Consider the following 25,416-nt stretch of genomic DNA (forward strand, 5'->3'; position numbering starts at 1 on the left):
CATGGCGCCCTTGATGTTATTGACGTAGATAGACCTGCGGCAGCGACGCTTCGGGATGATGCACCACGCCGAGATCGGCCTGATACCAGCGGGTGAGAATGTCGGCCTGCAGCACTTCCTGCGGCGTGCCGCTCGCCACCAGGCGGCCCTGATGCAACAGCAGGATCCGATCGGCGTACAGCGCGGCCAGATTGAGATCGTGCAGCACGCAGCAGACGCCCAGCGGCTGTTGGCGCGTCAGCGAGCGCAGCAGGCGCAGGGTGTGCTGCTGGTGATACAGGTCCAGCGCCGAGGTCGGCTCGTCGAGGAACAGCCAGGCGGGGGACGGTTGCGGCTGCCACAGCTGCGCCAACACCCGCGCCAGCTGCACCCGTTGTTGTTCGCCGCCGGAAAGCTGACGGTAGTCGCGCTGCGCCAGCGCCAGACAGTCGGTTTGTTCCATCACCTGTTGGAGCGCCTGATGCTCGTCGCGTTTGCCGTGCGGCGCTCGCCCCATGCTGACCACTTCTTCCACGCTGAAGGGAAACGCCAGATCGCTGTACTGGCGCATCACGGCCCGGACTTTGGCCAACTGCTGCGGCGCCCAGTGTTCCAGCGGGCGGTCGAGCAGCCGGCATTCGCCGCAGTCCGGCGTCAGATAGCCGGTCAGCAAGCGCAACAGCGTCGATTTTCCGGCGCCGTTAGGGCCGATAATCGCCACCATCTCACCGCTGGCGAGGCTGAGTGAAACGTCGTTGATCAGGCGGCGCGTACCGAGGCTGTAGCGCAGCTCTCGGGCCGTCAGGCAGGCGGCGTTATCCACCGGTTCGCTCCCGCTGGCGCATCACCAGCCACAAGAAGTAAGGACCGCCGATCAGGCTGGTCATCAACCCCACCGGCATTTCGGCCGGCGCCACCAGCGTGCGCGCCAGCGTATCGCTGACCAGCAACAGGCAGGCGCCGCCCAGCGCGGAGCAGGGCAGCAGCCAGCGGTGATCGCCGCCGAGACGCATGCGCACCAGATGGGGCACCACCAGACCGACGAAACCGATCACGCCGCTCATCGCCACCGCCGCACCGATCAGCAGCGCGCTCAGCAACAGCAGCTGCAGCTTGGCGCGCTGGACGTTCACCCCGAGATAGTGGGCCTCTTCATCCCCCAACTGCAACAGGTTCAGCCGGCGCGCCTGCAGCAGCGTCAGCAGCGCCGTAGGCAGGATCAGCGAGGCCGAAACCGCCAGCGTCGGCCACTGCGACTGGCTGAGGCTGCCCATCATCCACAGCGAGAACTGGCGCAGCTGTTGATCGCTGCTGACGTAAGAGAGCACGCCGATGGCCGCCATGCACAGGGCGTTGATGGCGATGCCCGCCAGCAGCAGCCGCGACAGATTGCCGTGCCCGCTGCGGCTGATGCCGTAGATCAACAACGATACCAGCAGGCTGCCGAGGAACGCCGCCAGCATATGGCCGTACAGCGCGATCGTCACCGGCAACGCCAGCGGCATCACGATGAACAGGGCGACAAACAGCGCGCCGCCGCTGCTGATGCCCAGCAGGCTCGGATCCGCCAGCGGGTTGCGGAACAGCCCCTGCATCACCGCGCCGGACACCGCCAATGCGCAGCCGATCACTACCGCCAGCAGCACGCGCGGCAGACGAATGTTCAGCCAGATGTGCCAGGCGGCGTCGCTGAAGGGTTCGCGCCACAGGGTGCGAAACGACAGCGTCAGCGCGCCCAGGTTGGCGGCGACCAGCGCCAGCAGCGTCAGCAGCACCAGCAGACCGATGATGGCCAACTGAGGCGAGGTGCGACAGCGCATTACTTTTGCTCCGCCGCGTGGCGCAGCTTGGCCAGCGCCGCCGGCGTTTCCAGACCGAAACCCAGCAGCGCCATGTCATCGACGATCAGTACGCGACGCTGCTTGCCCGCCGGCGTCAACGCCAGGCCCGGCAGCGTCCACAGCTGCTGTTCGCCGCCGAGGGTGCGCACGCCGTCGGTGGTGACCAGCAACAGATCCGGCGCGCTGGCGATGACGCCTTCCTGCGACAGCGGACGGTAGCGGTCAAAGCCCTGCATGGCGTTTTTCAGTCCGGCGGCGGCGATCACCGCGTCGGCGGCGGTGTGTTGCCCGGCGGCCATCGGCGTAATGCCGCCGTGGCTCATCACAAACAGCACCTTGACCGGCAGCGGAGAGGTGTCGACCGCTGCCAGCTGCTGTTGATAGCGCTCGCTCAGCTGTTTGCCTTGCTCAACGCGTTGCAGCGCGGCGGCGATCGTAGCGATTTTCTGCGGCACCGCCTGCAGGGTGGTGTCACCCGGCACGCTGACCACTTTGACGCCGCTGTCCGCCAGCTGTTTGAGCACCAGCGCCGGTTGCGCCAGCTCGGTCGTCAGCACCAGCGTCGGTTTGAGCGCCAAAATGCCTTCGGCATTCAGCTGGCGCATGTAGCCGACGTCCGGCAGCGTTTTCACCGCCGCCGGGTGCAAGCTGGTGCTGTCACGGGCGATCACGTCGTCGCCGGCGCCGAGCGCGAAGGCGATTTCCGTCACGTCGCCGCCGATCGAGACGATGCGCGGCGCCGCCGCCGCGGTGAGCGGCAGCGCCAGCGTCATCATCAGCGCCAGGCGGCGGATCAAGGAAGATTTCATGCGGCGATGTCCTTGGCGGCGAGCGCGGCAACCTGCTCGCGCCACTGGGTTTGTTCCGGCTGGCCTTCGGTGCGTTGGCCATACAGCTGCGCGATCTGCGTGCCGTCGGCGGCGAACAGCTCCAGGCTGGTGACGATGCCGTCCTTGGTCGGTTTGCGGGTGATCCAGCTTTCGGCGATGGCGTCTTCGATCAGGTGCAGCGTGAAGCGGCGATTGAACACGTTGATCCAACCTTCCTGCGGCATCAAACGTTCGATCTGGCCGGTGAAGATCTGCACGCAGCCGCGGTTGCCGACGAATATCATGATCTCGTTTTGCTGCTGCTGCGCTGCTTCCAGCAGCTGCGACAGCGCGCTGTTGTCCACCTGATAGGCCAGATCGTCGCCGACGGCGCGGAACGCCTGCTGGCGCGTGAGTTTATTGCGGCTCAGCAGCTGGAAGAACTGGTGAACGTCGGTCATCGCGCGCCATTCAGCGTCGATTTTGGCATGATCTTGCGTTGTTTCATCAACGGTGTTCGCCTCGACGGGCTGCAGCGTCAGCGCCGGGTTTTCTTCGCTCAGATGGCGTTCCACCAGCGCCATCCAGGCCGGCAGATCGGTTTCCTCGGTGGTGTAGACCTTGTGCAGCGCATCGCCCTGTTGGTCGAAGAACTGGATGCTGTGGCGCACGCCGCGTTTGTTGGTTTCGCTCATGGCGAAAACGCTGGTCCAGTGGTTGAGGAACAGACGCAGATCCAGCTCGCGCGGGTTGAGGATCAGCCCGGCGTGGCCGTTAAGGTGCTGGTTGCGGTAGCGGCCCATCTGCTCATGCACCGCATAGCTGTTGCGGGTGATGGACTTGGTGACGCCGACCTGCTCAAGCTCGGTCAGCAGGGTGCGCGCGTCGGCCTGCAGGCGGCGGGCGTCGTGGCCGACGCGGGCGTGCGTCAGCTCCGCTTCGCTGACGCCAAGGATCGCCGCCAGATCGCGGGCGTATTTGCCGGGGTGATCGATTTTAGCCTGTTGGTAGCGTTCGTATAGGGTGTTGCTCATGCCGGATTCTCCTGCGCTGTAATGCGAACGGCGGACAATCGGGTTGTCCGCCAGATAGTCAAATGATTACCACTGGTAGCTGACCAGCAGTTTGGCGTTGCGGCCATCCTGCGGGATGCCCTGCGGCGAGTAATATTCTTTGTCGAAGGCGTTACCCAACACCACGGTGGTGGTCATGCCCTGCAGACGGTCGCGTCCCTTGTAGCTCAGATAGAAGTCGTTGACGCCATAACCGGCTTGTTCGGCCGTGCCTGTCTCCACGCGCGTCGCGCGTTCGGCGAAGGTGGCGACCCAGCCGGCAGACAGACCGGTTTCGCCCAGCGGCACGTCCAGCGAGCTGGTGACGGTGTCCGGATTGATGCTGCTTAACCAGTCACCGGTCGCTTCATTTTTGCCACGGGTGCGGTTGTAAGCCAAATCCCAGCCGAACCAGGGGGTTTTATAGCTGAGCGTAGCGTCCCATCCCCAGATTTTGGCGCGATCGACATTGGTCGAGAAGGTGGTGCAACTGATGCAGTAAGGGCCGCGCGGACCGCGTCCCAGTTCCATCGTGACATCGGTGGTGATGTAGTCCTTGGCTTTGGTATCGAAATAGCTGGCTTTGAACTGCAGGCTATCATCGGCCAGCATCAAATCATCGAAACGCAGACCAAACCCGTACTCTTGGGTCTCGTTGGTTTCCGGCTTCAAATTCGGGTTAGGTACCCAATAGTTGGTGATGGTGGTTGGTCCCATTGGAATTGAGAAGTGCTTGGAGTCGTTGTACATCTCACCCATCGTTGGCGCGCGGAACGCCTGAGAATAGGAGCCGAACAGCATCAGCCAGTCGGTAGGCGTAATGCTGACTGCGCCGCGTGAGGACCATTTGTTCGCATCCACATCGGCATAGCCGTCGCTTGAGCCCTTGTAATTGTCATAGCGGGTGCCGGCGAGCAGGGTGACGGGCAGATCGCGCAGCGTGATTTCGTCCTGCAGCCAGCCTGAAGCGAAGTTGATTTTTGCGTGCGGGAAACTTTCGGTAGCGCCGCCCGGCGTTTGCTCCTGTTTGTAAGCCTCGGTGCCGTAGGTCAGCAGATGTGAAGCGAAAGTATCCGCAAACAGGCGCGTGCGGTTTTCGAGTTTGGCGCCTTTCGTGGTTTGTTTACGCGCTTCATCCTCGCTGCCATTGGCGTGAGCGTTAATTTTCACGTCTGAATAATACACTTTCGCTTCCGCATCCAGCCAATCCTGGCCGATCGGCTTCAGTTTGTAACTCAATGCCGCATCGCGTTGAATCGTCGAACGATCGGTCATTAAGTTTCCACTGGAGCTGGCTGGGGTTTGCGGGTTTTTCGGCTCCTGGGCGCTGTTGTTGTAGTAGCGCAGGTTGCCGCTTAGCGACTGGCTATCGTCGATCTTCCAGGTGCCTTTAGCCAGCACGTTGCTGATGGTTTCGTCGTTAGGCGCATCGAAGCCGTTGCCCTGACGAAGATCGCCGACGTCGCGGGTGCCGAACGACAGCAGGCCGTCGAGGTTATCGGTCTTGCCGTAGGCGCTGGCGCCCATGCCCAGGCTGTGGTCGCCGGTGCCGGCGGTGCCGTAGACGCGGAACCCGCTATCCTGGCCCGGCAGCAGCAGATCGGCGGCATCGACGGTCTCATAAGACACTACGCCACCCAACGCGCCGCTGCCGTACAGCAACGCGGAGGGGCCGCGCACGATTTCAATGCGTTTCACTAACGCAGGATCCAAAAAAGTGCCGTTAATATGGCCGGTATCGGTCCCCTGGCGGATGCCGTCAACTAACGTCAGCACGCCACGTCGGTCGTAACCGCGCATCATGAGATCCTGCCCATTGCTGCGCCCGGAACCCGTGACGGTAATGCCCGGCACGCGGCGCAGCATATCGGCGGCGGTGCCTGCAGTTTGACTTTCCGGCGAGTTGCCTTCGATGACCGTGACCATCATCGGCGCTTCAAAGCTGCTGCGTTGGTTGCCGGTGGCGACCACGGTCATGGTCTCGTCGGCGTTTTTGGCCGCTGCCGCGTTGGAAGAAGTTGTTGTGCTGGTGTTTTGTGCCAAGGCCACCGTAGGCAGAGCGCAGGCAATCGCCAGACTCAACGCGGAAAAACGCAGCCGGGTGGAAAATGTCAGAGGCATGGTGCAACTCTCCGTATGTAATAAAACATATCAATAGATTTGCTGGCTGCCTGGATCAAACGATCGGGGTGGCTGGCGTTTGAGGGTTCTGTGGTTATTTGGTCAGGATCAATTTCCCGGCTTTGGTCTGCCGCAGCTGATAGCGCTGGCCCTGATGGGTAATGAACGCGATGCCGTCGGCGCCGAGCAGCTGTGCGCTGTCGTAGCTGGGCGGCGCGTTTGCGCTGTGCTCGGTCGGGGCCGCGGCGGCGGGGGTTGGCGTGTTGGCAGTATCCATCATCATTGTGCTTATAAAACAGGTTATTAAATGGTAATTAATATCAAACTGAGAATCATTATCATGTGAAGGAAAGGTTACATCAAGGAAAATTTTCTTACCGATGGAACCTTTTTGTCGAACGGACATCCGGCGGCGGGCCGAGCGCACTCGGCCCGTAAAAAAGGGGCGTTATTTCAGCAGGGTTTCGATGCGGTCAAACAGGCGTTCGGGCTTGGTGATCGGCGCAAAGCGCGTCACGCGCTGGCCGTCGGCGGTGAGCAGGAACTTGGTGAAATTCCATTTGATGCGGCGGCTGCCCAGAATGCCGGGCGCCAGGCGTTTCAGCTCATTGAACAGCGGGTGGGCGCCGGGGCCGTTAACGTCGATCTTGCTGAACAGCGGGAAACTGACGCCGTAGTTGAGGCTGCAAAAATTGGCGATCTCCAGCGGACTGCCCGGCTCCTGAGAACCAAACTGGTTGCAGGGGAAGCCGAGCACCATCAGGCCGCGCTCGCGATAGTATCGCCACAAATTTTCCAGCCCGCGGTATTGCGGGGTGAAGCCGCACTTGCTGGCGGTGTTGACCACCAGGTAAGCGCGCGCCGGGAAATCGCCCAGCGTTTTTTGCTCGCCCTGCAGCGTGACGCAGGGAATGGATAACAGAGAGTGAATCATGCCGGGGCTCCCAGTGCGTTTCGGCGGGTGCTAAAGCGTTGCAATCAGTATAGATGAGCGGGACAGAAGGGAGAAAGCCGGGGCGAGGCCCCGGTCTATGTTGCGTCAGAAACGGCTATCGACCGCATCCGCCAGCATCGCCAGCAACTGTTCGCTGTCGGACCAGCTCAGGCAAGGATCGGTGATCGACTGACCATAGGTCAAGGGTTGGCCGGCGACGATCTTCTGCGTGCCTTCCACCAGGAAGCTTTCCGCCATCACGCCGGTGATGGCGGCAGAGCCGGCGCGGATCTGCTGGCAGACGTTGTCGGCCACTTCCAACTGGCGGCGGTGCATTTTCTGGCAGTTGCCGTGGCTGAAGTCGATCACCAGGTGCTCCGGCAGATCGAATTCACGCAGGCTGTCACAGGCGGCGGCGATATCGCTGGCGTGGTAGTTCGGCGTTTTGCCGCCGCGCATGATGATGTGGCCGTACGGGTTGCCGCTGGTCTGGTAGATGGTCATCTGGCCATGTTTGTCCGGCGACAGGAACATGTGCCCGGCGCGCGCCGCGCGAATGGCGTCGATGGCGATGCGGGTGTTGCCGTCGGTGCCGTTTTTGAAGCCGACCGGGCAGGAGAGCGCCGAGGCCATTTCACGGTGGATCTGGCTTTCGGTGGTGCGTGCGCCGATGGCGCCCCAGCTGATCAGATCGGCGATGTATTGGCCGACGACCATGTCCAGGAATTCGGTGGCGGTCGGCAGGCCGAGCTGGTTCACTTCCAGCAGCAGGCGGCGTGCCATTTCGATGCCGCGGTTGACCTGGAAGGTACCGTCCAGCGCCGGATCGGAGATCAGGCCTTTCCAGCCGACGACGGTGCGCGGTTTTTCGAAATAGGTGCGCATTACGATCTCCAGGCGATCCTGGTAGCGCTCGCGCAGGGCGTTCAGCCGGCCGGCGTAATCGACGGCGGCGTCGAGATCGTGGATCGAGCAGGGGCCGATCACCACCAGCAGGCGGCGGTCTTCACCGGTGAGGATTTTTTCAATGCGTTTACGTGACGCTGTCACGTTATCGGCGATGGCCGCCGAGATCGGCAGCTTGTCCGCCAACGCTTGCGGCGTGACGAGGCTGTCGATGCGCGCGGTCCGCAGTTCATCTGTTTTGTGCATGTTGTTCCCTGGAAACTGTTCTTCTCTGCGGCAGGAGTGCCGGGAAGTGATGGCGATCACAATAACGCAAAAAGCGCTGAATTCAACCGTAGAGATTGTGTTCTGTTGATCAAAGCCGCGAAAAAAAGCACAAAAAAATCAGCTGCTGCTGAAATAAACGGCAGGCGGCGGGGCACGGGGCCCCGCGAGGGAAAGATCAGAACATGCGGCGGCTCATGCCAAGGATGTCGAGGATTTTGGTGGAGATCTCTTCGACCGAATAGTTGGTGGTATTGAGGTAGCGGATCTGATTTTTGCGGAACAGCGCCTCGACCTCGGCGAGCTCCATGCGGCACTGGCGCAGTGAGGCGTAACGGCTGTTTTCGCGCCGTTCTTCGCGGATCGCCGCCAGGCGTTCCGGATCGATGGTCAGGCCGAATAATTTATGCTGAAACGGTTTCAGCGAGGCCGGCAGGTGCAAATTGTCCATATCGTCGGCGATAAACGGATAGTTGGCGGCGCGGATGCCGAACTGCATCGCCAGATAAAGGCTGGTGGGGGTTTTGCCGCAGCGCGACACGCCGAGCAGGATCACCTGCGCCTGATCGAGATTGCGCAGCGAAATGCCGTCGTCATGCGCCAGGGTATAGTCGATGGCGGCAATGCGCGCGTCGTACTTGCCGAGGTTGCTGGCGGTCAGACCGTGGGTGCGGTTCGGCACCGGCGTTGGCTCCACGTCCAGCTCACCCTGCAGCGGGCCGACCAGCGCCTGCACGATATCCTGACAGAAGCCTTGGCTTTGCACGATCACATCGCGCACTTCCGGCGAGATGATGGAGTAAAACACCAGCGGCCGCACACCGGTTTCATTATAGATATCATCGATTTGTTGGCGAACTGCGCGTGCGCGCGCCTCGGTTTCGACAAACGGCAAGGTGTAAGTGGTCGCCGTGACCGGGAACTGCGACAGCACCGCGTGCCCCAGCACTTCGGCGGTGATCGCCGTACCATCCGAAATATAAAAAACGCTTCTTTCCACCCGAGGCTCCTTACCTGAAAACGGTGTTCCTGCTGTCATCACTGCCAATATCATGAGCCGCAGACGATCCGCGGGTAAAGGGGCGAGGGAAAAAATTGTGACGGCGGGGCGGTAAAGCGTCTTGCGGCGGCGCGCGAAAAAAAAGCGCGCGTTGGCGGCGATAGAAATCGCGGCGCAGCGACGCTTTTCGAGCCGAAACGTAAATTTGCCGCTATTTTCACCAAAAACGATAGCGTTTGCGTGGTCATTAAAACAGAATTTTAAAAAGAGCGTAATTTGTTGAGAACTAAGCTTTTCGTGCGATTGGGAACGGTTCCCAGGCAAATCAGCCGGTTAGGACATTCTCTTAAAAACCACTTTCTTCAGTGGGTTGATCGATTCACCTTTCCATTTTCCCCGGATCAGTGTGCTAGTCTGATTCGGCTCCGTGTTAGCGGCGCCGTAAAGCAAGCGAATTAAATCCGTCTTTACCCTACTGATAGCAATAAGGATTGTCTCGATGTCCAACAATGGCCCAGACTTGCGTAATGTGCTTTGGTACAACCAGCTTGGCATGCACGACGTTGACCGTGTCGGCGGCAAAAATGCCTCCCTCGGTGAAATGATCACCAATCTTTCCGATTTGGGCGTGGCCGTGCCTAACGGTTTTGCCACCACCGCACAGGCGTTTAACGATTTCCTCGAACAAAGCGGTGTTAACCAGCGCATCTATCAGCTACTGGATCAGACCGACGTTGACGACGTTGCCCAACTGGCCAAGGCCGGCGCCCAGATCCGCCAATGGGTGATCGACACGCCGTTCCACGCCGAGTTCGAGCGTGAAATTCATCAGGCTTACCAACAGCTCGCCGACGGCGAACCGGAAGCTTCCTTTGCGGTGCGCTCCTCCGCCACGGCGGAAGACATGCCGGACGCCTCCTTCGCCGGCCAGCAGGAAACCTTCCTCAACGTGCAGGGCATCGACGCCGTAATGGTGGCGATCAAGCACGTGTTCGCGTCACTGTTCAACGACCGCGCCATCTCTTATCGCGTGCACCAGGGCTACGATCACCGCGGCGTGGCGCTGTCGGCCGGTGTACAGCGCATGGTGCGCTCGGATCTGGCCTCCTCGGGCGTCATGTTTACTATCGACACCGAGTCCGGCTTTGATCAGGTGGTATTCATCACCTCCGCTTTCGGCTTGGGTGAAATGGTGGTGCAGGGCGCGGTGAACCCGGATGAGTTCTACGTGCACAAACCGACGCTGCAAAACGGCAAGCCGGCGATCGTGCGCCGCAACCTGGGTTCGAAAAAGATCCGCATGGTATACGCGCCGTCGCAGGATCACGGCAAGCAGGTGCGCATTGAAGACGTGCCGGAAGCGCAGCGCAGCCGTTTCTCGTTGACGGATGACGAAGTGCAGGCGTTGGCGCAGCAGGCGATCCTGATCGAAAAACATTACGGCCGCCCGATGGATATCGAGTGGGCGAAAGACGGCCATACCGGCAAGCTGCTGATCGTGCAGGCGCGCCCGGAGACCGTACGCTCCAACGAACAAACCATGGAGCGCTACCAGCTGAACGGCACCAGTCCGGTGTTGGTGGAAGGCCGCGCCATCGGTCACCGCATCGGCGCCGGTCCGGTGAAAGTGATCCACGACATCAGCGAAATGGATCGCATCCAGCCGGGCGACGTGCTGGTCACCGACATGACCGACCCAGACTGGGAACCGATCATGACGAAAGCCGCCGCGATCGTCACCAACCGCGGCGGGCGCACCTGTCACGCGGCGATCATCGCCCGTGAGCTGGGCATCCCGGCGGTGGTGGGCTGCGGCCACGCCACCGACGTGCTGAAAGACGGCCAGAAAGTCACCGTATCCTGTGCGGAAGGCGACACCGGCTTCGTTTACAGCGACATGCTGGATTTCAGCGTGCAGAGCTCCGAAGTGACCGAGCTGCCGGATCTGCCGCTGAAGATCATGATGAACGTCGGCAACCCGGATCGCGCTTTCGACTTTGCGCGTTTGCCGAATGAAGGCGTGGGCCTGGCGCGGCTGGAATTTATCATCAACCGCATGATTGGCGTGCACCCGCGCGCGCTGCTGGAGTTCGATCAGCAGACGCCGGCGCTGCAAAACGAAATTCGCGCGTTGATGCAGGGTTACGACCACCCGGTCGAGTTCTACGTTGGCCGCCTGACAGAAGGGATCGCGACGCTGGGCGCCGCCTTCTGGCCGAAGCGTGTGATCGTGCGGCTGTCCGACTTCAAATCCAACGAGTACGCCAACCTGGTGGGCGGCGATAAGTATGAACCGCACGAAGAGAACCCGATGCTGGGCTTCCGCGGCGCCGGCCGTTACGTGGCCGACAGCTTCCGCGATTGCTTCGCGCTGGAGTGCGAGGCGGTGAAACGCGTGCGTAACGACATGGGGCTGACCAACGTCGAAATCATGGTGCCGTTCGTGCGCACCGTGGCGCAGGCGGAAGCGGTGGTGGCCGAGTTGGCGCGTCAGGGGCTGAAACGCGGCGAAAACGGGCTGAAAGTGATCATGATGTGCGAGATCCCGTCCAATGCGCTGTTGGCGGATCAGTTCCTCGAGCACTTCGACGGCTTCTCCATCGGCTCCAACGACATGACTCAGCTGGCGCTGGGGCTGGATCGCGATTCCGGCGTGGTGTCGGAACTGTTCGACGAGCGCAACGAGGCGGTGAAAGCGCTGCTGTCGATGGCGATTCAGGCGGCCAAGCGCCACGGCAAATACGTCGGCATCTGCGGCCAGGGTCCGTCTGACCATGAAGACTTCGCTGAGTGGCTGATGGAGCAGGGCATCGACAGCCTGTCGCTCAACCCGGACACTGTGGTGCAGACCTGGATCAATTTGTCGAAAAAGAAATAATGTCTCGGCCTCGCTGAGGCATTAACGTCAGGCCGCAGTTAACGCTGCGGCCTTTTTATTTCTGAATGTAAATAACGGCGCGTAAAATAATCAATTCGACGAAAAAAGAATAAAAAAAAGCCCACCGTAGGAGATGGGCAAAGACTACACACAGCAATTCACATGTATGGCATTACATTGTTCAGAAAGGTTGCTTTAAAATCAGTGATTTGAAGCAATAGATGGCCATAATACTAGATTTTTGAACGCGACTAGTCATTAAGAATCATCCTAATCGATAGCGGCATCACATTTTATTTGCGGTAGTTATCTCTTTTTTCCGTTTGCAACAAACAGGGATTTACATTGCACCTTTCATTCGCCGTACTGAAATCAATATAGGGCGGCATTATATTGGGCGGAGATATTACTCGAATGAGGTAGGAATAATGGCAGGCGTGAAAAGTTCCGCCCGACGATGCGGGCGGAAGGGGGGAATTAGCGTTTTTCCAGATCTTCGATGACTTGCTCCGGTGCGGAGGTCGGCTCCGGCGCTTCATCCATCCAGGCGGTCAACAGGCGATAAGATACCGCCAACACCACCGGGCCGATGAACAGGCCAATCATGCCGAAGGCCAGCAAACCGCCGATAACGCCGGACAGGATCAGCAGCAGCGGCAGGTCTGCGCCCATGCGGATCAGCACCGGGCGCAGCACGTTATCCAGCGTGGCCACCACGCAGCTCCAGACCAGCAGCACGGTGCCCCAGGTGGTGTCGCCGTGCCAGTACAGCCAGATGATGGCCGGCACCAGCACCAACAGCGGCCCCAATTGCGCCACGCAGCAGATAAAGATCAGCATCGTCAGCAGAGTGGCGGCAGGAATGCCGCTTACCGCCAGACCGATGCCGCCCAGCACCGACTGCACCAACGCCGTCACCACCACGCCCAGCGCGACGGCGCGGATCGCCTGGCCGCCCAGCAGCACCGCCGCATCGCCGCGTTTGGAACCGAGGCGCACCGCAAAGTGACGGATACCCAGCGCCACCTGCTCGCCGCGCGCATACAACAAGGCGCTGAACAGCAGCATCAGCGCGCAGTGCAGCAGCAGACGACCGATATGCGCCGCCTGCGCCACGAACCAGGTGGCGGTTTGGCCGAAGTACGGCTGCACCTTCGCCAGCAGCGCAGCGCCGCCGGCGTTAACCAATGTGTGGTAGCTGGTATAGAGCCTGTCGCCGATCATCGGCACGGACTGCAGCCAGGCGAGATCGGGAATGTGCAGCTTGCCGGGCGAACTGGCCCAGGCGATCAGCGGTGCGCTGTTATCCACCACGCTGCTGATCAGCAGGGAAATAGGCAGAATGAACAGCAGGATCAGCAGCAGGGTCATGACCAACACCGCCAGCGAGCGGCGGCCCCACAGCAGCTTTTGCAGTTTGAGCAGCAACGGCCAGGTGGCGATCACCACCATGCCCGCCCAGGCGAAGCCGAGAATAAACGGTTGGATCACCCAAAAACAGGCAACGATCATGATGGCGATAAACAGCACGCCGAAAATAATTCGCGGTAAGTCGTAACGCGATTGCGGGAGTGGCATCAGTGGGTTCTCATCCTGGTCAATTAAATCCCTGGCACCGGCGAATCGGGGTGCCTGTCGGTCGGTTTATCACCGCCGGGCGGCCGCCTGGGGCGGCGCTCGCAGGGCGGTAATAATGTGAATGCCTTCACTAAACGAGTATGTTAGTTTTTAGTGTCACTAAAAAATAGGGTGGGTCTGAATTAAAGGCCCGATTCAGCGTACATCAGCGCATAAAAAATAGACGGACAGGGTCAAAAAAGCGAATGATCCCACAGATTTCTCAGGCGCCCGGCCTGGTTCAACGGGTGCTCGACTTTTTGGAAGCACTGAAGCAAAACGGATTCAACGGCGATACCGCCACCAGCTATGCCGACCGGCTGACGATGGCCACCGACAACAGTATCTATCAGCTGCTGCCCGATGCGGTGGTGTTCCCCCGTTCCACCGCCGACGTGGCGCTGATCGCCCGTCTGGCCGGAGAAGAGCGCTTCAATACGCTGACCTTCAGCCCGCGCGGCGGCGGCACCGGCACCAACGGCCAGTCGCTCAATACCGGCATCGTGGTCGATATGTCGCGCCACATGAACCGCATTCTGGAGATCAACGTCGAACAAGGCTGGGTGAAAGTCGAAGCCGGCGTGATCAAGGATCAGCTGAATCAATACCTGCGGCCGTTCGGCTACTTCTTCTCGCCGGAACTGTCCACCAGCAACCGCGCCACGCTGGGGGGCATGATCAACACCGATGCTTCCGGCCAGGGCTCGCTGGTGTACGGCAAAACCTCCGATCACGTGTTGGGCCTGCGGGCGGTGCTGCTGGGCGGCGAGATGATCGATACCCGCGCCATGCCGACAGCGCTGGCGGAAACGATTGCTCAGGAAGAGACCGCCGAAGGGCGCATCTACCGCACGGTGCTCAACCGCTGCCGCGAGCAGCGCGCGCTGATCCTGGAGAAATTCCCCAAGCTCAACCGCTTCCTCACCGGTTACGATCTGCGCCACGTGCTGAGCGACGATCTGCAAACCTTCGATTTGACGCGCATCCTGACCGGCGCCGAGGGCACGCTGGCGTTTATCACCGAGGCGCGGCTGGACATCACGCCGCTGCCGAAAGTGCGCCGCCTGGTCAACGTGAAGTACGACTCCTTTGACTCTGCGCTGCGCAATGCGCCCTTTATGGTCGAGGCCAAGGCGCTGTCGGTGGAAACCATCGATTCCAAGGTGCTGAACCTGGCGCGTGAAGACATTGTTTGGCACTCGGTGAACGAACTGATCGCCGACGTGCCGGATAAAGAGATGCTCGGGCTGAACATCGTCGAGTTCGCCGGCGACGATCGGGCGCTGATCGACGGCCAGATGGAAGCCCTGTGCCAACGGCTGGACGAATTGATCGCGCAGCGGCAGGGCGGCGTGATCGGCTACCAGATCTGCGGCGATCTGGCTGGCATCGAGCGCATTTACAACATGCGCAAGAAGGCGGTCGGGCTGCTGGGCAACGCCAAAGGGCGCGCCAAGCCGATTCCGTTCGCCGAGGACACCTGTGTGCCGCCGCAACATCTGGCGGACTATATCGTCGAATTTCGGCAACTGCTCGATGACCACAATCTGAGCTATGGCATGTTTGGTCACGTTGACGCCGGGGTGCTGCACGTGCGCCCGGCGCTTGACATGTGCGACCCGCAGCAGGAAGTGCTGATGAAGCAGATCTCCGATCGGGTGGTGGCGCTGACCGCCAAATACGGCGGCCTGCTGTGGGGAGAGCACGGCAAGGGGTTCCGCGCGGAATACAGCCCTGAATTCTTCGGGGAAACGCTGTATGAAGAGCTGCGCCGCATCAAGGCGGCGTTCGATCCGGATAATCGCCTGAACCCAGGCAAGATCTGTTCGCCGCTGGCGGTCGATGCGCCGATGATGCAGGTGGACGCGGTCAAACGCGGCACCTTCGATCGCCAGATCCCGGTCGAGGTGCGCACCTCGTTCCGCGGCGCACTGGAGTGTAACGGCAACGGCCTGTGCTTCAACTTCGACGTGCGCAGCCCGATGTGCCCGTCGATGAAGATCAGCGGCAACCGCATTCATTCGCCGAAAGGGCGGGCGACGCTGGTGCGCGAGTGGCTGCGTCTGTTGGCCGAGCAGGGCGTCGATCCGTTGGCGCTGGAGAAACAGCTGCCGCAGCAGCGCCTCAGCTTGCGCGGTCTAATCGAGAAAACCCGCAACAGCTGGCATGCCGGCAAGGGCGAGTACGACTTTTCGCACGAAGTGAAAGAGGCGATGTCTGGCTGTCTGGCCTGCAAGGCCTGCTCCACCCAGTGCCCGATCAAAATTGACGTGCCGGGGTTCCGTTCGCGCTTCCTGCAGCTCTACCACACCCGCTATCTGCGCCCGGTGAGTGACTACATGGTCGCCGGCGTAGAGAGCTATACCCCATTGATGGCCCGCGCGCCGAAGGTGTTCAACTTCTTCTTCCGCCAGCCGTGGCTGCGAGAGATGAGCCGCAACGCCATCGGCATGGTCGATCTGCCGCTGTTGTCCAGCCCGACGCTGCGTCAGCAGCTGTCCGGCCACCGCGCGACCACTCTGACGCTGGAGCAGCTGGAAGGGCTGAGCGCCGAGCAGCGGGCAGAACACGTGTTGATCGTCCAGGATCCGTTCACCAGCTATTACGACGCCAAAGTGGTGGCGGACTTTGTCCGGCTGGTGGAGAAGCTCGGTTATAAACCGGTGCTGCTGCCGTTCTCGCCGAATGGCAAGGCGCAGCATGTGAAAGGTTTCCTGACGCGGTTTGCCCGCACCGCGCGCAAAACCGCCGATTTTCTCAACCGCGTGGCGCAGCTCGGCATGCCGCTGGTGGGCGTCGATCCGGCGCTGGTGCTGTGTTACCGCGACGAATACCGCGAGATCCTCGGCGCCGAGCGCGGCGATTTCCAGGTGCAGCTGGTGCATGAATGGCTGCAGCAGCGGATCGCGGATCGCGCCGAACAGCCGGCGACCGGCGAGCCGTGGTATCTGTTCGGCCACTGCACCGAAACCACCGCGCTGCCGGCCAGCGGCCAACAGTGGGCGGCGATCTTCGCCCGCTTCGGCGCCAAACTGGAGAACGTCAGCGTCGGCTGCTGCGGCATGGCGGGCACTTACGGCCATGAAGCCAAGAACCTGCAAAACTCGCTCGGCATTTATGAGCTATCATGGCATCCGACGCTACAGCGTTTGCCGCGGCAGCGCTGCCTGGCGACCGGCTATTCCTGCCGCAGCCAGGTGAAACGCATCGAGGGCAATGGCGTGCGCCACCCATTACAGGCACTTCTGGAGATGATTGAGTGAAATTGTGGAAACGTGAAACGTCGCTGGAGCAGCTGAACCGCGCCGGTGACGGCTGCATGGTCAGCCATGTGGGCATCGAGTTTACCCAGCTGGGCGAGGACTTCCTCGAGGCCACCATGCCGGTCGATGGCCGCACCCGGCAGCCGTTCGGGCTGTTGCACGGCGGGGCGTCGGTGGTGCTGGCGGAATCGATGGGATCGATGGCCGGTTACCTGTGCAGTGAGGGCGAGCAGAAAGTGGTGGGGCTGGAGATCAACGCCAACCACCTGCGCGCGGTGTTCGATGGCCAGGTGCGCGGGGTGTGCCGCGCGCTGCACGTTGGCCGCCGTCATCAGGTATGGCAAATCGAGATCTTCGACGCGCGCGATCGGCTGTGCTGCACTTCGCGTCTGACCACGGCGGTCATCGACTGATCCCCGCCGGTTTCCGCAGGCGCTCGGCCTGCGGAGCCTTTCGCTTTACAGTTGAAACGGCACGCGTTTGACGAAGTCCTTCTGAAACGCGTTCGCCTTCTCCCAGGTGCCTTCCATTGCGTATTTTTGGCAGATCAGCGTCAGCGTATGGCGCGCGAAGTGGTAACTTTGCACCCGAAACAGCTGGCAACGCTGCGGATTGTTGATCTCGACGATCAGCCGGTTGTGCAGCTTGCTGAGCGCGTGCAGGTAGCTGTCGTCGTCGCCGTTCTCCAGACACAGATTGGCCATGGTAAGGCTGACGCTGTTGTACCGCTTCAGGTGGTCGATATTGCATTCCGGGCGCCGTAGCGCCGCTTCGGCCATGTAAAAGTCCACCGTGGCGTCGCGCACGCTGAATTTGTAGTCATCAATCTTGCCCAGCAACCATGCGTTGATCGAAAGAGTCATTGGCTTCGCGCTCAAATTACAATTGAATGATAATCATTATCATATAAACTGCCGCGTTGCCGATCAATCCCCGGCGTGGCGTTTTTTCATTGCGTGAGGTGTAAAAGGCTGCCGATGACCCAACTTGAGCCTGAGCGACTAAACTTTAACCTGAGGGGGCGCGCTTGCGCTGCGCCACGAAATGCCGATAAACGCACATTTACGACAGACAGAATGCAGAAATAGGTATTTTCTATGAATGTTTAGATCGGCAATGCACCGCGGCGCTGTAACGCTGACGGGCCACCGGGGAGTGCGGTACGGTGATGCAGGATAAAGAACAAATTCATAGGGATAGCATGTACACCTTGCCGCCAGACGCCGCAAGCCGCCACGGATGTCTCGCTGGCTTGCCGCACGCCGCAGCGAAAAACCGCGCTCGCGGCGGATACCCCCGCAAAACAAACGGTTGAAGTGATAATCGTTATCACTAACATATAAGCAACCCAGATTGGCTGTGGCCAAACACGAGTGTGAGGTAGACCCTATGCAAACGGAAAATGTCGGCACTTTTTCTCTGGATGAAAATGTCTGGCAAGGCATTTCGCTCAGCGACAGCGCCGTACGACAAATAACCAAACTGATGCAGCAGGATCCGCAGGTGAAAGGGCTGCAGCTAGGGGTGAAACAATCCGGCTGCGCCGGCTTTGCCTATGTGCTGGATCTGACCCGCGAACCCGCCGATGACGATCTGCTGTTTGAGCGCGACGGCGCCAAACTCTACGTGCCGCTGAAGGCCATGCCGTTCATCGATGGCACCACGGTAGATTACGTCCGCGAAGGGCTGAATCAGATATTCAAATTCAACAACCCTAAAGCTCAGCATGCCTGCGGGTGCGGCGAGAGCTTTGGCGTTTGAGCGATGCAATCAACATGACACGAAGCAATGTAGAAATGCCTAATGAAGTGCAGGCTTGGGTCAGCGAAGGTCGCTACAAAGAAGGTTTCTTCACCCAGCTGGCAACCGATGAGTTGGCCAAAGGCATCAACGAAGAGGTGGTGCGCGCCATCTCGGCCAAGCGCAACGAACCCGAGTGGATGCTGGAATTCCGCCTCGAGGCCTACCGCGCCTGGCTGCAGATGGAGGAGCCGCACTGGCTGAAGGCCAATTACGAACGCCTGAACTACCAGGACTACAGTTACTATTCGGCGCCGTCCTGCGGCAGCTGCGACGATGCCTGCGGTTCGCAACCCGGCGCCGAGCAGCAACCGGGCGCGGCGACGGAAAAAGATTACCTGACCAGCGAAGTGGAGCTGGCGTTCAATCAGCTCGGCGTGCCGGTGCGCGAGGGCAGCGAGGTGGCGGTGGACGCCATCTTCGACTCGGTCTCGGTCGCCACCACCTACCGTGAAAAACTGGCGGAGAGCGGGGTGATCTTCTGCTCGTTCGGCGAAGCGATCCAGGAATACCCGGATCTGGTGCGTCAGTACCTGGGGCGCGTAGTGCCGTCCAACGATAACTTCTTCGCTGCGCTGAACGCCGCGGTGGCCTCCGACGGCACCTTCGTCTATGTGCCGAAAGGCGTGCGCTGCCCGATGGAGCTGTCGACCTATTTCCGCATCAATGCCGCCAAAACCGGCCAGTTCGAGCGCACCATCCTGATCGCCGACGAAGGCAGCTACGTCAGCTATATCGAAGGCTGTTCCGCCCCGGTGCGCGACAGCTACCAGCTGCATGCGGCGGTGGTGGAAGTGATCCTGCATAAAGACGCCGAAGTGAAATACTCGACGGTGCAAAACTGGTTCTCTGGCGGCGAGAGCAAGGGCGGTATCCTCAACTTCGTCACCAAGCGCGCGCTGTGCGAAGGCGCCGGTTCGAAAATGTCCTGGACCCAGTCGGAAACCGGCTCGGCCATCACCTGGAAATACCCGAGCGTGATTTTGCAGGGCGATAACTCGATCGGCGAATTCTTCTCGGTGGCGCTGACCAGCGGCCATCAGCAGGCGGATACCGGCACCAAGATGATCCACATCGGCAAAAACACCAAGTCGACCATCATCGCCAAAGGCATCTCCGCCGGCCACAGCGAGAACACCTATCGCGGCCTGGTGAAAATCCTGCCGGGGGCGGAAAACGCCCGTAATTTTACCCAGTGCGACTCGATGCTGATCGGGCCGGACAGCGGCGCCCACACGTTCCCTTACGTTGAAGCGCGCAACAACAGCGCGCAGCTGGAGCACGAAGCCACCACCTCGAAGATCGGCGATGACCAGCTGTTCTACTGCCTGCAGCGCGGCATCAGCGAGGATGACGCCATTTCGATGATCGTCAACGGTTTCTGCAAGGACGTTTTCTCCGAGCTGCCGCTGGAGTTCGCCGTCGAGGCGCAAAAACTTCTGGCCATCAGCCTGGAACACAGCGTGGGTTAATCGCCGCATTTTTAGCGCCGTCGGCGCTATCTGAGGACACAGCATGTTAAGCATCAAGAATTTGAAAGTCAGCGTGGAAGGCAACGAGATCCTCAAGGGATTGGATCTGGAGATCAAACCGGGCGAAGTGCACGCCATCATGGGGCCGAACGGCTCGGGCAAGAGCACGCTGTCCGCCACGTTGGCCGGGCGTGAAGAATATGAAGTGACCGAAGGGGAAGTCACCTTCAAAGGCAAGGATCTGCTGGAGCTGGATCCGGAAGATCGCGCGGGCGAGGGCGTGTTTCTGGCCTTCCAGTACCCGGTGGAGATCCCCGGCGTCAGCAACCACTTCTTCCTGCAGACATCGGTCAACGCGGTGCGCAAATACCGCGAACAGGAGCCACTGGATCGCTTTGACTTCGCCGATTTCATCGAAGAGAAAATCGCGCTGCTGGACATGCCGGCCGATCTGTTGACCCGTTCGGTCAACGTCGGCTTCTCCGGCGGCGAGAAAAAACGCAACGACATTCTGCAGATGGCGGCGCTGGAACCGGATCTGTGCATTCTCGATGAAACCGACTCCGGCCTGGACATCGATGCGCTCAAGATCGTCGCCAACGGCGTCAACTCGCTGCGGGACGGCAAGCGCGCCTTTATCATCGTCACCCACTACCAGCGCATTCTGGACTATATCCAGCCGGATTACGTACACGTACTGTCGCAGGGGCGCATCGTCAAATCCGGTGATTTCTCGCTGGTGAAACAGTTGGAGGAGCAGGGCTATGGCTGGCTTACCGACCAACAGTAATTCAAACGCGCTGCAGCAGCTGTATCGCCTGTTCGAAGGCCGCGGCGGCGAGCGTTCGCCGCATGCGCTGGCGCACTGGCAGCAGGCGCTGCGCCTCGGCTGGCCGACGCGCAAGCATGAAAACTGGAAATACACGCCGCTGGAGAGCCTGCTGGAGCAGCAATTCCTCGAACCGCAGCCCGCCCCGGTGAGCGCAGAGCAGCTCGATGTGCTGGCGCTCGGCATCGATGCCTGTCGGCTGGTGTTTATCGACGGCCGCTACAGCGCCGCGCTGAGCGATGGCGACCTGGGCGACTACCAGTTCGAGTTGACCGCTTATGGCACGCCTCAGGCGTTGCCGGAGCCGATCCAGCCAGAGATTTTTCTGCACCTGACCGAAAGCCTGGCGCAGGAAACCAGCCTGATTCGCTTGCCGGCCGGCAAGATCCCTGCACGCCCGCTGTATCTGCTGCACATCAGCAGCGGACGCGGCGCAGCCGGGGAAGTGAACACCGTGCATCACCGCCATCATCTGGAGATCGGGCGCGGGGCTGAGGCGGAAGTGATCGAACACTACGTCAGCCTGGGCGAGGCCGCACACTTCACCGGCGCGCGCCTGACCGCCAATGTGGCGGACAACGCCGGGCTGTTGCACTGCAAGCTGGCGTTTGAGAGCCAGCCAAGCTACCACTTTGCCCACAACGATCTGGTTATCGGCCGCGACGCGCGGGTGAAAAGCGACAGCTTCCTGCTGGGCGCCGGCCTGACGCGGCACAACACCAGCGCGCAGTTGAACGGCGAAGGCGCGAATCTGGTGATCAACAGCCTGGTGCTGCCGGTGGGCAAAGAGATTTGCGACACCCGCACCTATCTGGAGCACAACAAGGGCTATTGCGAAAGCCGGCAGCTGCATAAAACCGTGGTCAGCGATCGCGGCAAGGCGGTGTTCAACGGCATGATCAAAGTGGCCAAGCACGCGATCAAAACCGACGGCCAGATGACCAACCATAACCTGCTGTTGGGCAAGGTGGCAGAAGTGGATACCAAGCCGCAGCTGGAGATCTACGCAGACGACGTCAAGTGCAGCCACGGCGCCACCGTGGGGCGCATCGATGAAGAGCAGCTGTTCTATCTGCAGTCGCGTGGCATCGACAAGCACGCGGCGCAGCAGATGATCATCTTCGCCTTCGCCGCCGAGCTGACCGAAGGCATCGCCAACGACACCATCCGGGAACGGGTGCTGGCTCGCATCGCCCAGCGCCTGCCGGGGGAGGCTGCATGAGTTATCCGATTGAACGCGTACGCGGCGATTTCCCGCTGTTGGCGCGTGAGGTGAACGGCCAACCGCTGGCCTATCTCGACAGCGCCGCCAGCGCGCAGAAACCGCAGGCGGTGATCGACCGTGAGCTGGGGTTCTACCGCCACGGTTATGCGGCGGTGCATCGCGGCATCCACACCCTGAGCGCCGAGGCGACTCAGCAGATGGAAGCGGTGCGGGAACAGGCGGCGCGCTTTATCAATGCCGCCTCGGCGGAAGAGATGGTGTTCGTCAAGGGCACCACCGAAGGCATCAACCTGGTGGCCAACAGCTTTGGCCGCCACCTGCTGCAGCCGGGCGATGCGATTCTCATCACCGAGATGGAGCACCACGCCAACATCGTGCCGTGGCAGATACTGGCGCAAGAGCGTGGGTTGCAGCTGCGGGTGTGGCCGCTGCAGCCGGACGGCACGCTGGATCTGGCGCGGTTGCCGGAACTGGTCGACGCGTCCTGCAAACTGCTGGCGCTGACCGAGGTCTCCAACGTGCTGGGCACCGTCAACCCGGTGCGTGAGATCATCGCCCGCGCCAGAACCCTGGCGCCGGATCTGACGGTGCTGGTGGACGGCGCGCAGGCGGTGATGCACCAGCGCGTCGATGTCCAGGCGCTGGACTGCGATTTCTACGTGTTTTCCGGCCATAAGCTGTATGGCCCTTCCGGCATCGGCATGCTGTATGGCCGCCAGGCGTTGTTGCAGCAGATGCCGCCGTGGGAAGGGGGCGGCTCGATGATCCGGCAGGTCAGCCTGACGGCGGGCACCACCTTCGCCGATCCGCCGTGGCGCTTCGAGGCCGGTTCGCCGAACACCGCCGGCATCATGGGGCTGGGCGCGGCGTTTGATTACGTCGAAGCTTTGAGCCTGAATGCGATCCACGATTATGAACAGTCGCTGATGCATTACGCGCTCGAGGCGCTCAAGCAGGTGCCAACGCTGAAAATCTATGGTCCGGCGCATCGCGCTGGGGTGATCGCCTTTAATTTGGGGGAACACCACGCCTATGACGTCGGCAGCTTCCTCGATCAGTACGGTATCGCCATTCGCACCGGCCATCACTGCGCGATGCCGCTGATGGCGTTTTATCAGGTGCCGAGCATGTGCCGCGCTTCGCTGGCGTTATATAATACCCGCGAAGAGGTGGACCGGCTGGTGGCCGGGCTGCAACGCATTCATCAGCTATTAGGTTAGGCCGGGGCGCGTCCCCGGCGTACAAAAGGATCCCCATGGCGAATTTGCCGGACAAAGATAAATTGGTGCGTAATTTCTCCCGCTGTCTGAACTGGGAGGAGAAATACCTGTACGTGATTGAACTCGGCGCCAAATTGCCGCCGCTGGACGAGGCCGAGCGGCAGGCCGGCAACCTGATCTCCGGCTGTCAGAGCCAGGTGTGGATCGTGATGCGCCGCGATGAGCAGGGGCAGGTCGAGTTTCACGGCGACAGCGACGCGGCGATCGTCAAAGGGCTGCTGGCGGTGGTGTTCATTCTTTATCGTCAATTGACGCCGCAGCAGATCGTCGATCTCGATGTGCGGCCGTTTTTCACCGAGCTGGCGCTCAGCCAACATCTGACGCCTTCGCGCTCACATGGGCTGGAGGCGATGATCCGCGCCATTCGCAGTAAAGCGGCGCAGCTGGCCTGACCTATAACGCCCTCATCCTCAAGACTCATTGATATCTTCGCTTTGTCAATGAGTCTTTACAATTCACGGTTTTCCCCCGAACAACGCGCCCAATTCAGTGATATTTCAGCAGCTTATCTGTTGACGTTTCGTTGACAATCAATGACGGCGATTACGTTATAACGTGTTGATTTTTAGAGGACTTATTGCCTTTGATACCAGCGTTGCTAGTATTAATCAGGTATTGTCTGATTTACCCACCACCAGGCGCTCGTTAGCCTTGTGGGCGAACCGTCATAAAAAATATAGGGATGATAATGAAACGTGCGTTGAGTTTAATGGGCATGGTCTTCGCCACCGTATTGGCCGGCACGCAGGCCGCCAGTGCGACCGAGTACCCGCTGCCGCCGCCGGACAGCCGTCTGATCGGCGAAAACACCACTTATACCGTGCCAAACGACGGCCGCCCGCTGGAAGCCATCGCCGCTGACTACAAGATCGGTCTGCTGGGCATGCTGGAAGCCAACCCTGGCACTGACCCGTTCCTGCCCAAGCCGGGTACGGTGCTGACCATTCCGACCCAAATGCTGCTGCCTGACACCAAGCGTGAAGGGATCATCGTCAACCTGGCCGAGCTGCGCCTTTATTACTACCCGAAAGGCGAGAACAAAGTGATCGTCTATCCGATCGGCATCGGCCAGACCGGGATGCACACGCCGCTGGAGGTAACCTCCATCAGCCAGAAGATCCCTAACCCGACCTGGACGCCCACCGCCAACATCCGCAAGCGCTATCAATCCCAGGGCGTGACGTTGCCTGCGGTGGTGCCGGCCGGCCCTGAAAACCCGATGGGGCTGTTCGCCCTGCGTCTGGCGATGGGGCGCGGTGAATACCTGATCCACGGCACCAACGCCAACTTCGGTATCGGCATGCGCGTCAGCTCCGGCTGCATTCGTCTGCGTCCGACGGACATCGAGGCGCTGTTCAACATGGTGCCGCGCGGCACGCGGGTGCAAGTGATCAACGATCCGGTGAAGATTTCCGTCGAGCCGGACGGCAAACGCTATGTGGAAGTGCACCAGCCGCTGTCGCGGGTAGAAAGTGATGATCCGCAGACCATGCCGATCGCGTTGTCTAAAGCGGAGAAAGCCTTTGCGGCCGATGGGCAAACCGATCGCGCCGTATTCGATAGCGCGGTTGTACGCCGTTCTGGCATGCCGGTGCTGGTCAACGTAGGGGAGAGCCCGTCGGCGGTGAGTTTGACGCCTGCAGCGGCTCCTGCGGCGAATAAGAGCCCATTCAAGGCAGCGCCAATCAGTTCGGTGAACTAAGTTTGCAGGATTGAGCGGTCGAAGAGGGGTTCAGCGTGCTGAACCTCTTTTTTTTGCCTGCCGTGCAGGCAACATCCAGTGCTGACGGACAGACAAAAAAAAACGGCGCACAATGTGCGCCGTTTTCAATAACCAAAGCTATCTTACTTTTTGTAAGCGTGAGCTTGGTTGTCCAGACGCTGGTTAGCGCGTGCTGCGTCGTCTTTAGCAGCTTGAACGTCAGAACGCATTGCGTTCACGTCGTTGCTCAGCTGATCAACTTTAGCGTTCAGAGTCTGAACGTCAGAAGACAGTTGATCGATTTTAGCGTTGCTAGAGCAGCCAGCCAGCAGAGTGGAACCCAGGATTACCGCGCCCAGTACCAGTTTAGTACGATTCATTATAACACCCTCTAGATTGAGTTAATCTCCATGTAGCGTTACAAGTATTACACAAACTTTTTTC

General features: G+C 60.4%; 22 protein-coding genes and 1 other RNA gene. 10 read left to right on the plus strand and 13 right to left on the minus strand.

Features of this window, described 5'->3' with window-relative positions; all coding sequences use genetic code 11:
* Positions 1-16: 16 nt before the first annotated feature.
* From IT763_RS10160 to IT763_RS10200, 9 genes are all read right to left on the minus strand, one after another.
* Positions 17-802: a heme ABC transporter ATP-binding protein gene (locus IT763_RS10160; RefSeq protein WP_016927949.1), complete on the minus strand. Its 786-nt coding sequence runs from the start codon at positions 800-802 to the stop codon at positions 17-19.
* Positions 795-1,799, minus strand: a complete 1,005-nt coding sequence (locus tag IT763_RS10165; protein WP_016927948.1) for an iron ABC transporter permease — start codon at positions 1,797-1,799, stop codon at positions 795-797. Before IT763_RS10165 ends, IT763_RS10160 begins: the two co-directional genes overlap by 8 nt.
* Positions 1,799-2,629, minus strand: a complete 831-nt coding sequence (locus IT763_RS10170; RefSeq protein WP_049300238.1) for a hemin ABC transporter substrate-binding protein — start codon at positions 2,627-2,629, stop codon at positions 1,799-1,801. Before IT763_RS10170 ends, IT763_RS10165 begins: the two co-directional genes overlap by 1 nt.
* Positions 2,626-3,663 carry a hemin-degrading factor gene (locus IT763_RS10175; protein WP_049300239.1) on the minus strand — a complete coding sequence of 346 codons (1,038 nt, stop codon included), beginning with the start codon at positions 3,661-3,663 and terminating at the stop codon, positions 2,626-2,628. Before IT763_RS10175 ends, IT763_RS10170 begins: the two co-directional genes overlap by 4 nt.
* A gap of 66 nt (positions 3,664-3,729) precedes the next feature.
* A complete protein-coding gene (locus IT763_RS10180) occupies positions 3,730-5,802 on the minus strand; it encodes a TonB-dependent hemoglobin/transferrin/lactoferrin family receptor (protein WP_016927945.1) in 2,073 nt (690 codons plus the stop codon).
* Between the two features lie 94 nt (positions 5,803-5,896).
* Positions 5,897-6,079 (minus strand): hemin uptake protein HemP, encoded by a 183-nt coding sequence (hemP, locus tag IT763_RS10185; protein ID WP_016927944.1) that lies wholly within the window; start codon positions 6,077-6,079, stop codon positions 5,897-5,899.
* Positions 6,080-6,250: 171 nt separating this feature from the next.
* Positions 6,251-6,736 carry a glutathione peroxidase gene (locus IT763_RS10190; RefSeq protein WP_015377714.1) on the minus strand — a complete coding sequence of 162 codons (486 nt, stop codon included), beginning with the start codon at positions 6,734-6,736 and terminating at the stop codon, positions 6,251-6,253.
* 105 nt (positions 6,737-6,841) lie between these two features.
* Entirely contained in the window at positions 6,842-7,888 is a 1,047-nt protein-coding gene (locus IT763_RS10195; protein ID WP_015377715.1) for a 3-deoxy-7-phosphoheptulonate synthase, read from the minus strand.
* Between the two features lie 196 nt (positions 7,889-8,084).
* On the minus strand, positions 8,085-8,945 hold the full coding sequence (locus IT763_RS10200; protein WP_161544659.1) for a pyruvate, water dikinase regulatory protein: 861 nt from the start codon (positions 8,943-8,945) through the stop codon (positions 8,085-8,087).
* A gap of 460 nt (positions 8,946-9,405) precedes the next feature.
* Between IT763_RS10200 and ppsA the strand changes: the two genes are divergently transcribed.
* The gene (gene ppsA, locus IT763_RS10205; protein ID WP_206195387.1) at positions 9,406-11,784 is read left to right on the plus strand and encodes a phosphoenolpyruvate synthase; all 2,379 of its coding nucleotides are present in this window, start codon (positions 9,406-9,408) and stop codon (positions 11,782-11,784) included.
* A gap of 109 nt (positions 11,785-11,893) precedes the next feature.
* Here the strand turns inward: ppsA and rprA are convergent.
* Both rprA and ydiK read right to left on the minus strand, forming a co-directional pair.
* Positions 11,894-12,005: antisense sRNA RprA (gene rprA, locus IT763_RS10210), an RNA gene on the minus strand.
* 256 nt (positions 12,006-12,261) lie between these two features.
* Positions 12,262-13,362 (minus strand): AI-2E family transporter YdiK, encoded by a 1,101-nt coding sequence (gene ydiK, locus IT763_RS10215; RefSeq protein WP_049191420.1) that lies wholly within the window; start codon positions 13,360-13,362, stop codon positions 12,262-12,264.
* A gap of 245 nt (positions 13,363-13,607) precedes the next feature.
* On the opposite strand from ydiK, the gene IT763_RS10220 reads away from it, so the two are divergent.
* Together IT763_RS10220 and menI are read left to right on the plus strand one after the other, a co-directional pair.
* Entirely contained in the window at positions 13,608-16,664 is a 3,057-nt protein-coding gene (locus IT763_RS10220) for an FAD-binding and (Fe-S)-binding domain-containing protein (RefSeq protein ID WP_028128173.1), read from the plus strand.
* Positions 16,661-17,077 (plus strand): 1,4-dihydroxy-2-naphthoyl-CoA hydrolase, encoded by a 417-nt coding sequence (menI, locus tag IT763_RS10225; protein ID WP_016927938.1) that lies wholly within the window; start codon positions 16,661-16,663, stop codon positions 17,075-17,077. The genes IT763_RS10220 and menI overlap by 4 nt, the downstream gene beginning before the upstream one ends.
* 45 nt (positions 17,078-17,122) lie before the next feature.
* On the opposite strand, the gene IT763_RS10230 is transcribed toward menI, so the two are convergent.
* Positions 17,123-17,527, minus strand: a complete 405-nt coding sequence (locus tag IT763_RS10230; RefSeq protein ID WP_004931369.1) for a hypothetical protein — start codon at positions 17,525-17,527, stop codon at positions 17,123-17,125.
* Positions 17,528-18,053: 526 nt separating this feature from the next.
* Between IT763_RS10230 and sufA the strand changes: the two genes are divergently transcribed.
* The 7 genes from sufA to IT763_RS10265 all read left to right on the plus strand — a co-directional run bounded on the left by sufA (position 18,054) and on the right by IT763_RS10265 (position 24,972).
* A complete protein-coding gene (gene sufA, locus IT763_RS10235) occupies positions 18,054-18,425 on the plus strand; it encodes a Fe-S cluster assembly scaffold SufA (RefSeq protein ID WP_004931368.1) in 372 nt (123 codons plus the stop codon).
* Positions 18,426-18,439: 14 nt separating this feature from the next.
* Positions 18,440-19,936 (plus strand): Fe-S cluster assembly protein SufB, encoded by a 1,497-nt coding sequence (gene sufB, locus IT763_RS10240; RefSeq protein WP_025302644.1) that lies wholly within the window; start codon positions 18,440-18,442, stop codon positions 19,934-19,936.
* A gap of 43 nt (positions 19,937-19,979) precedes the next feature.
* Complete coding sequence (sufC, locus tag IT763_RS10245; RefSeq protein ID WP_016927936.1) at positions 19,980-20,726, plus strand: Fe-S cluster assembly ATPase SufC; 747 nt, start codon at positions 19,980-19,982, stop codon at positions 20,724-20,726.
* The gene (gene sufD / locus IT763_RS10250) at positions 20,701-21,987 is read left to right on the plus strand and encodes a Fe-S cluster assembly protein SufD (protein WP_049300241.1); all 1,287 of its coding nucleotides are present in this window, start codon (positions 20,701-20,703) and stop codon (positions 21,985-21,987) included. The genes sufC and sufD overlap by 26 nt, the downstream gene beginning before the upstream one ends.
* Positions 21,984-23,210, plus strand: coding sequence for a cysteine desulfurase SufS (gene sufS, locus IT763_RS10255; RefSeq protein WP_206195388.1), 1,227 nt, complete (start codon positions 21,984-21,986; stop codon positions 23,208-23,210). The genes sufD and sufS overlap by 4 nt, the downstream gene beginning before the upstream one ends.
* A 35-nt stretch (positions 23,211-23,245) precedes the next feature.
* A complete protein-coding gene (gene sufE, locus IT763_RS10260; protein WP_206195389.1) occupies positions 23,246-23,662 on the plus strand; it encodes a cysteine desulfuration protein SufE in 417 nt (138 codons plus the stop codon).
* 296 nt (positions 23,663-23,958) lie between these two features.
* Positions 23,959-24,972 carry a L,D-transpeptidase family protein gene (locus IT763_RS10265; RefSeq protein WP_004931356.1) on the plus strand — a complete coding sequence of 338 codons (1,014 nt, stop codon included), beginning with the start codon at positions 23,959-23,961 and terminating at the stop codon, positions 24,970-24,972.
* 143 nt (positions 24,973-25,115) lie between these two features.
* Here the strand turns inward: IT763_RS10265 and IT763_RS10270 are convergent, their stop codons facing one another.
* Positions 25,116-25,352, minus strand: a complete 237-nt coding sequence (locus tag IT763_RS10270; RefSeq protein WP_004931354.1) for a major outer membrane lipoprotein — start codon at positions 25,350-25,352, stop codon at positions 25,116-25,118.
* Between the last annotated feature and the right edge of the window lie 64 nt (positions 25,353-25,416).

Source organism: Serratia sp. CMO1 (assembly GCF_015689115.1).
Lineage (GTDB): Bacteria > Pseudomonadota > Gammaproteobacteria > Enterobacterales > Enterobacteriaceae > Serratia > Serratia marcescens.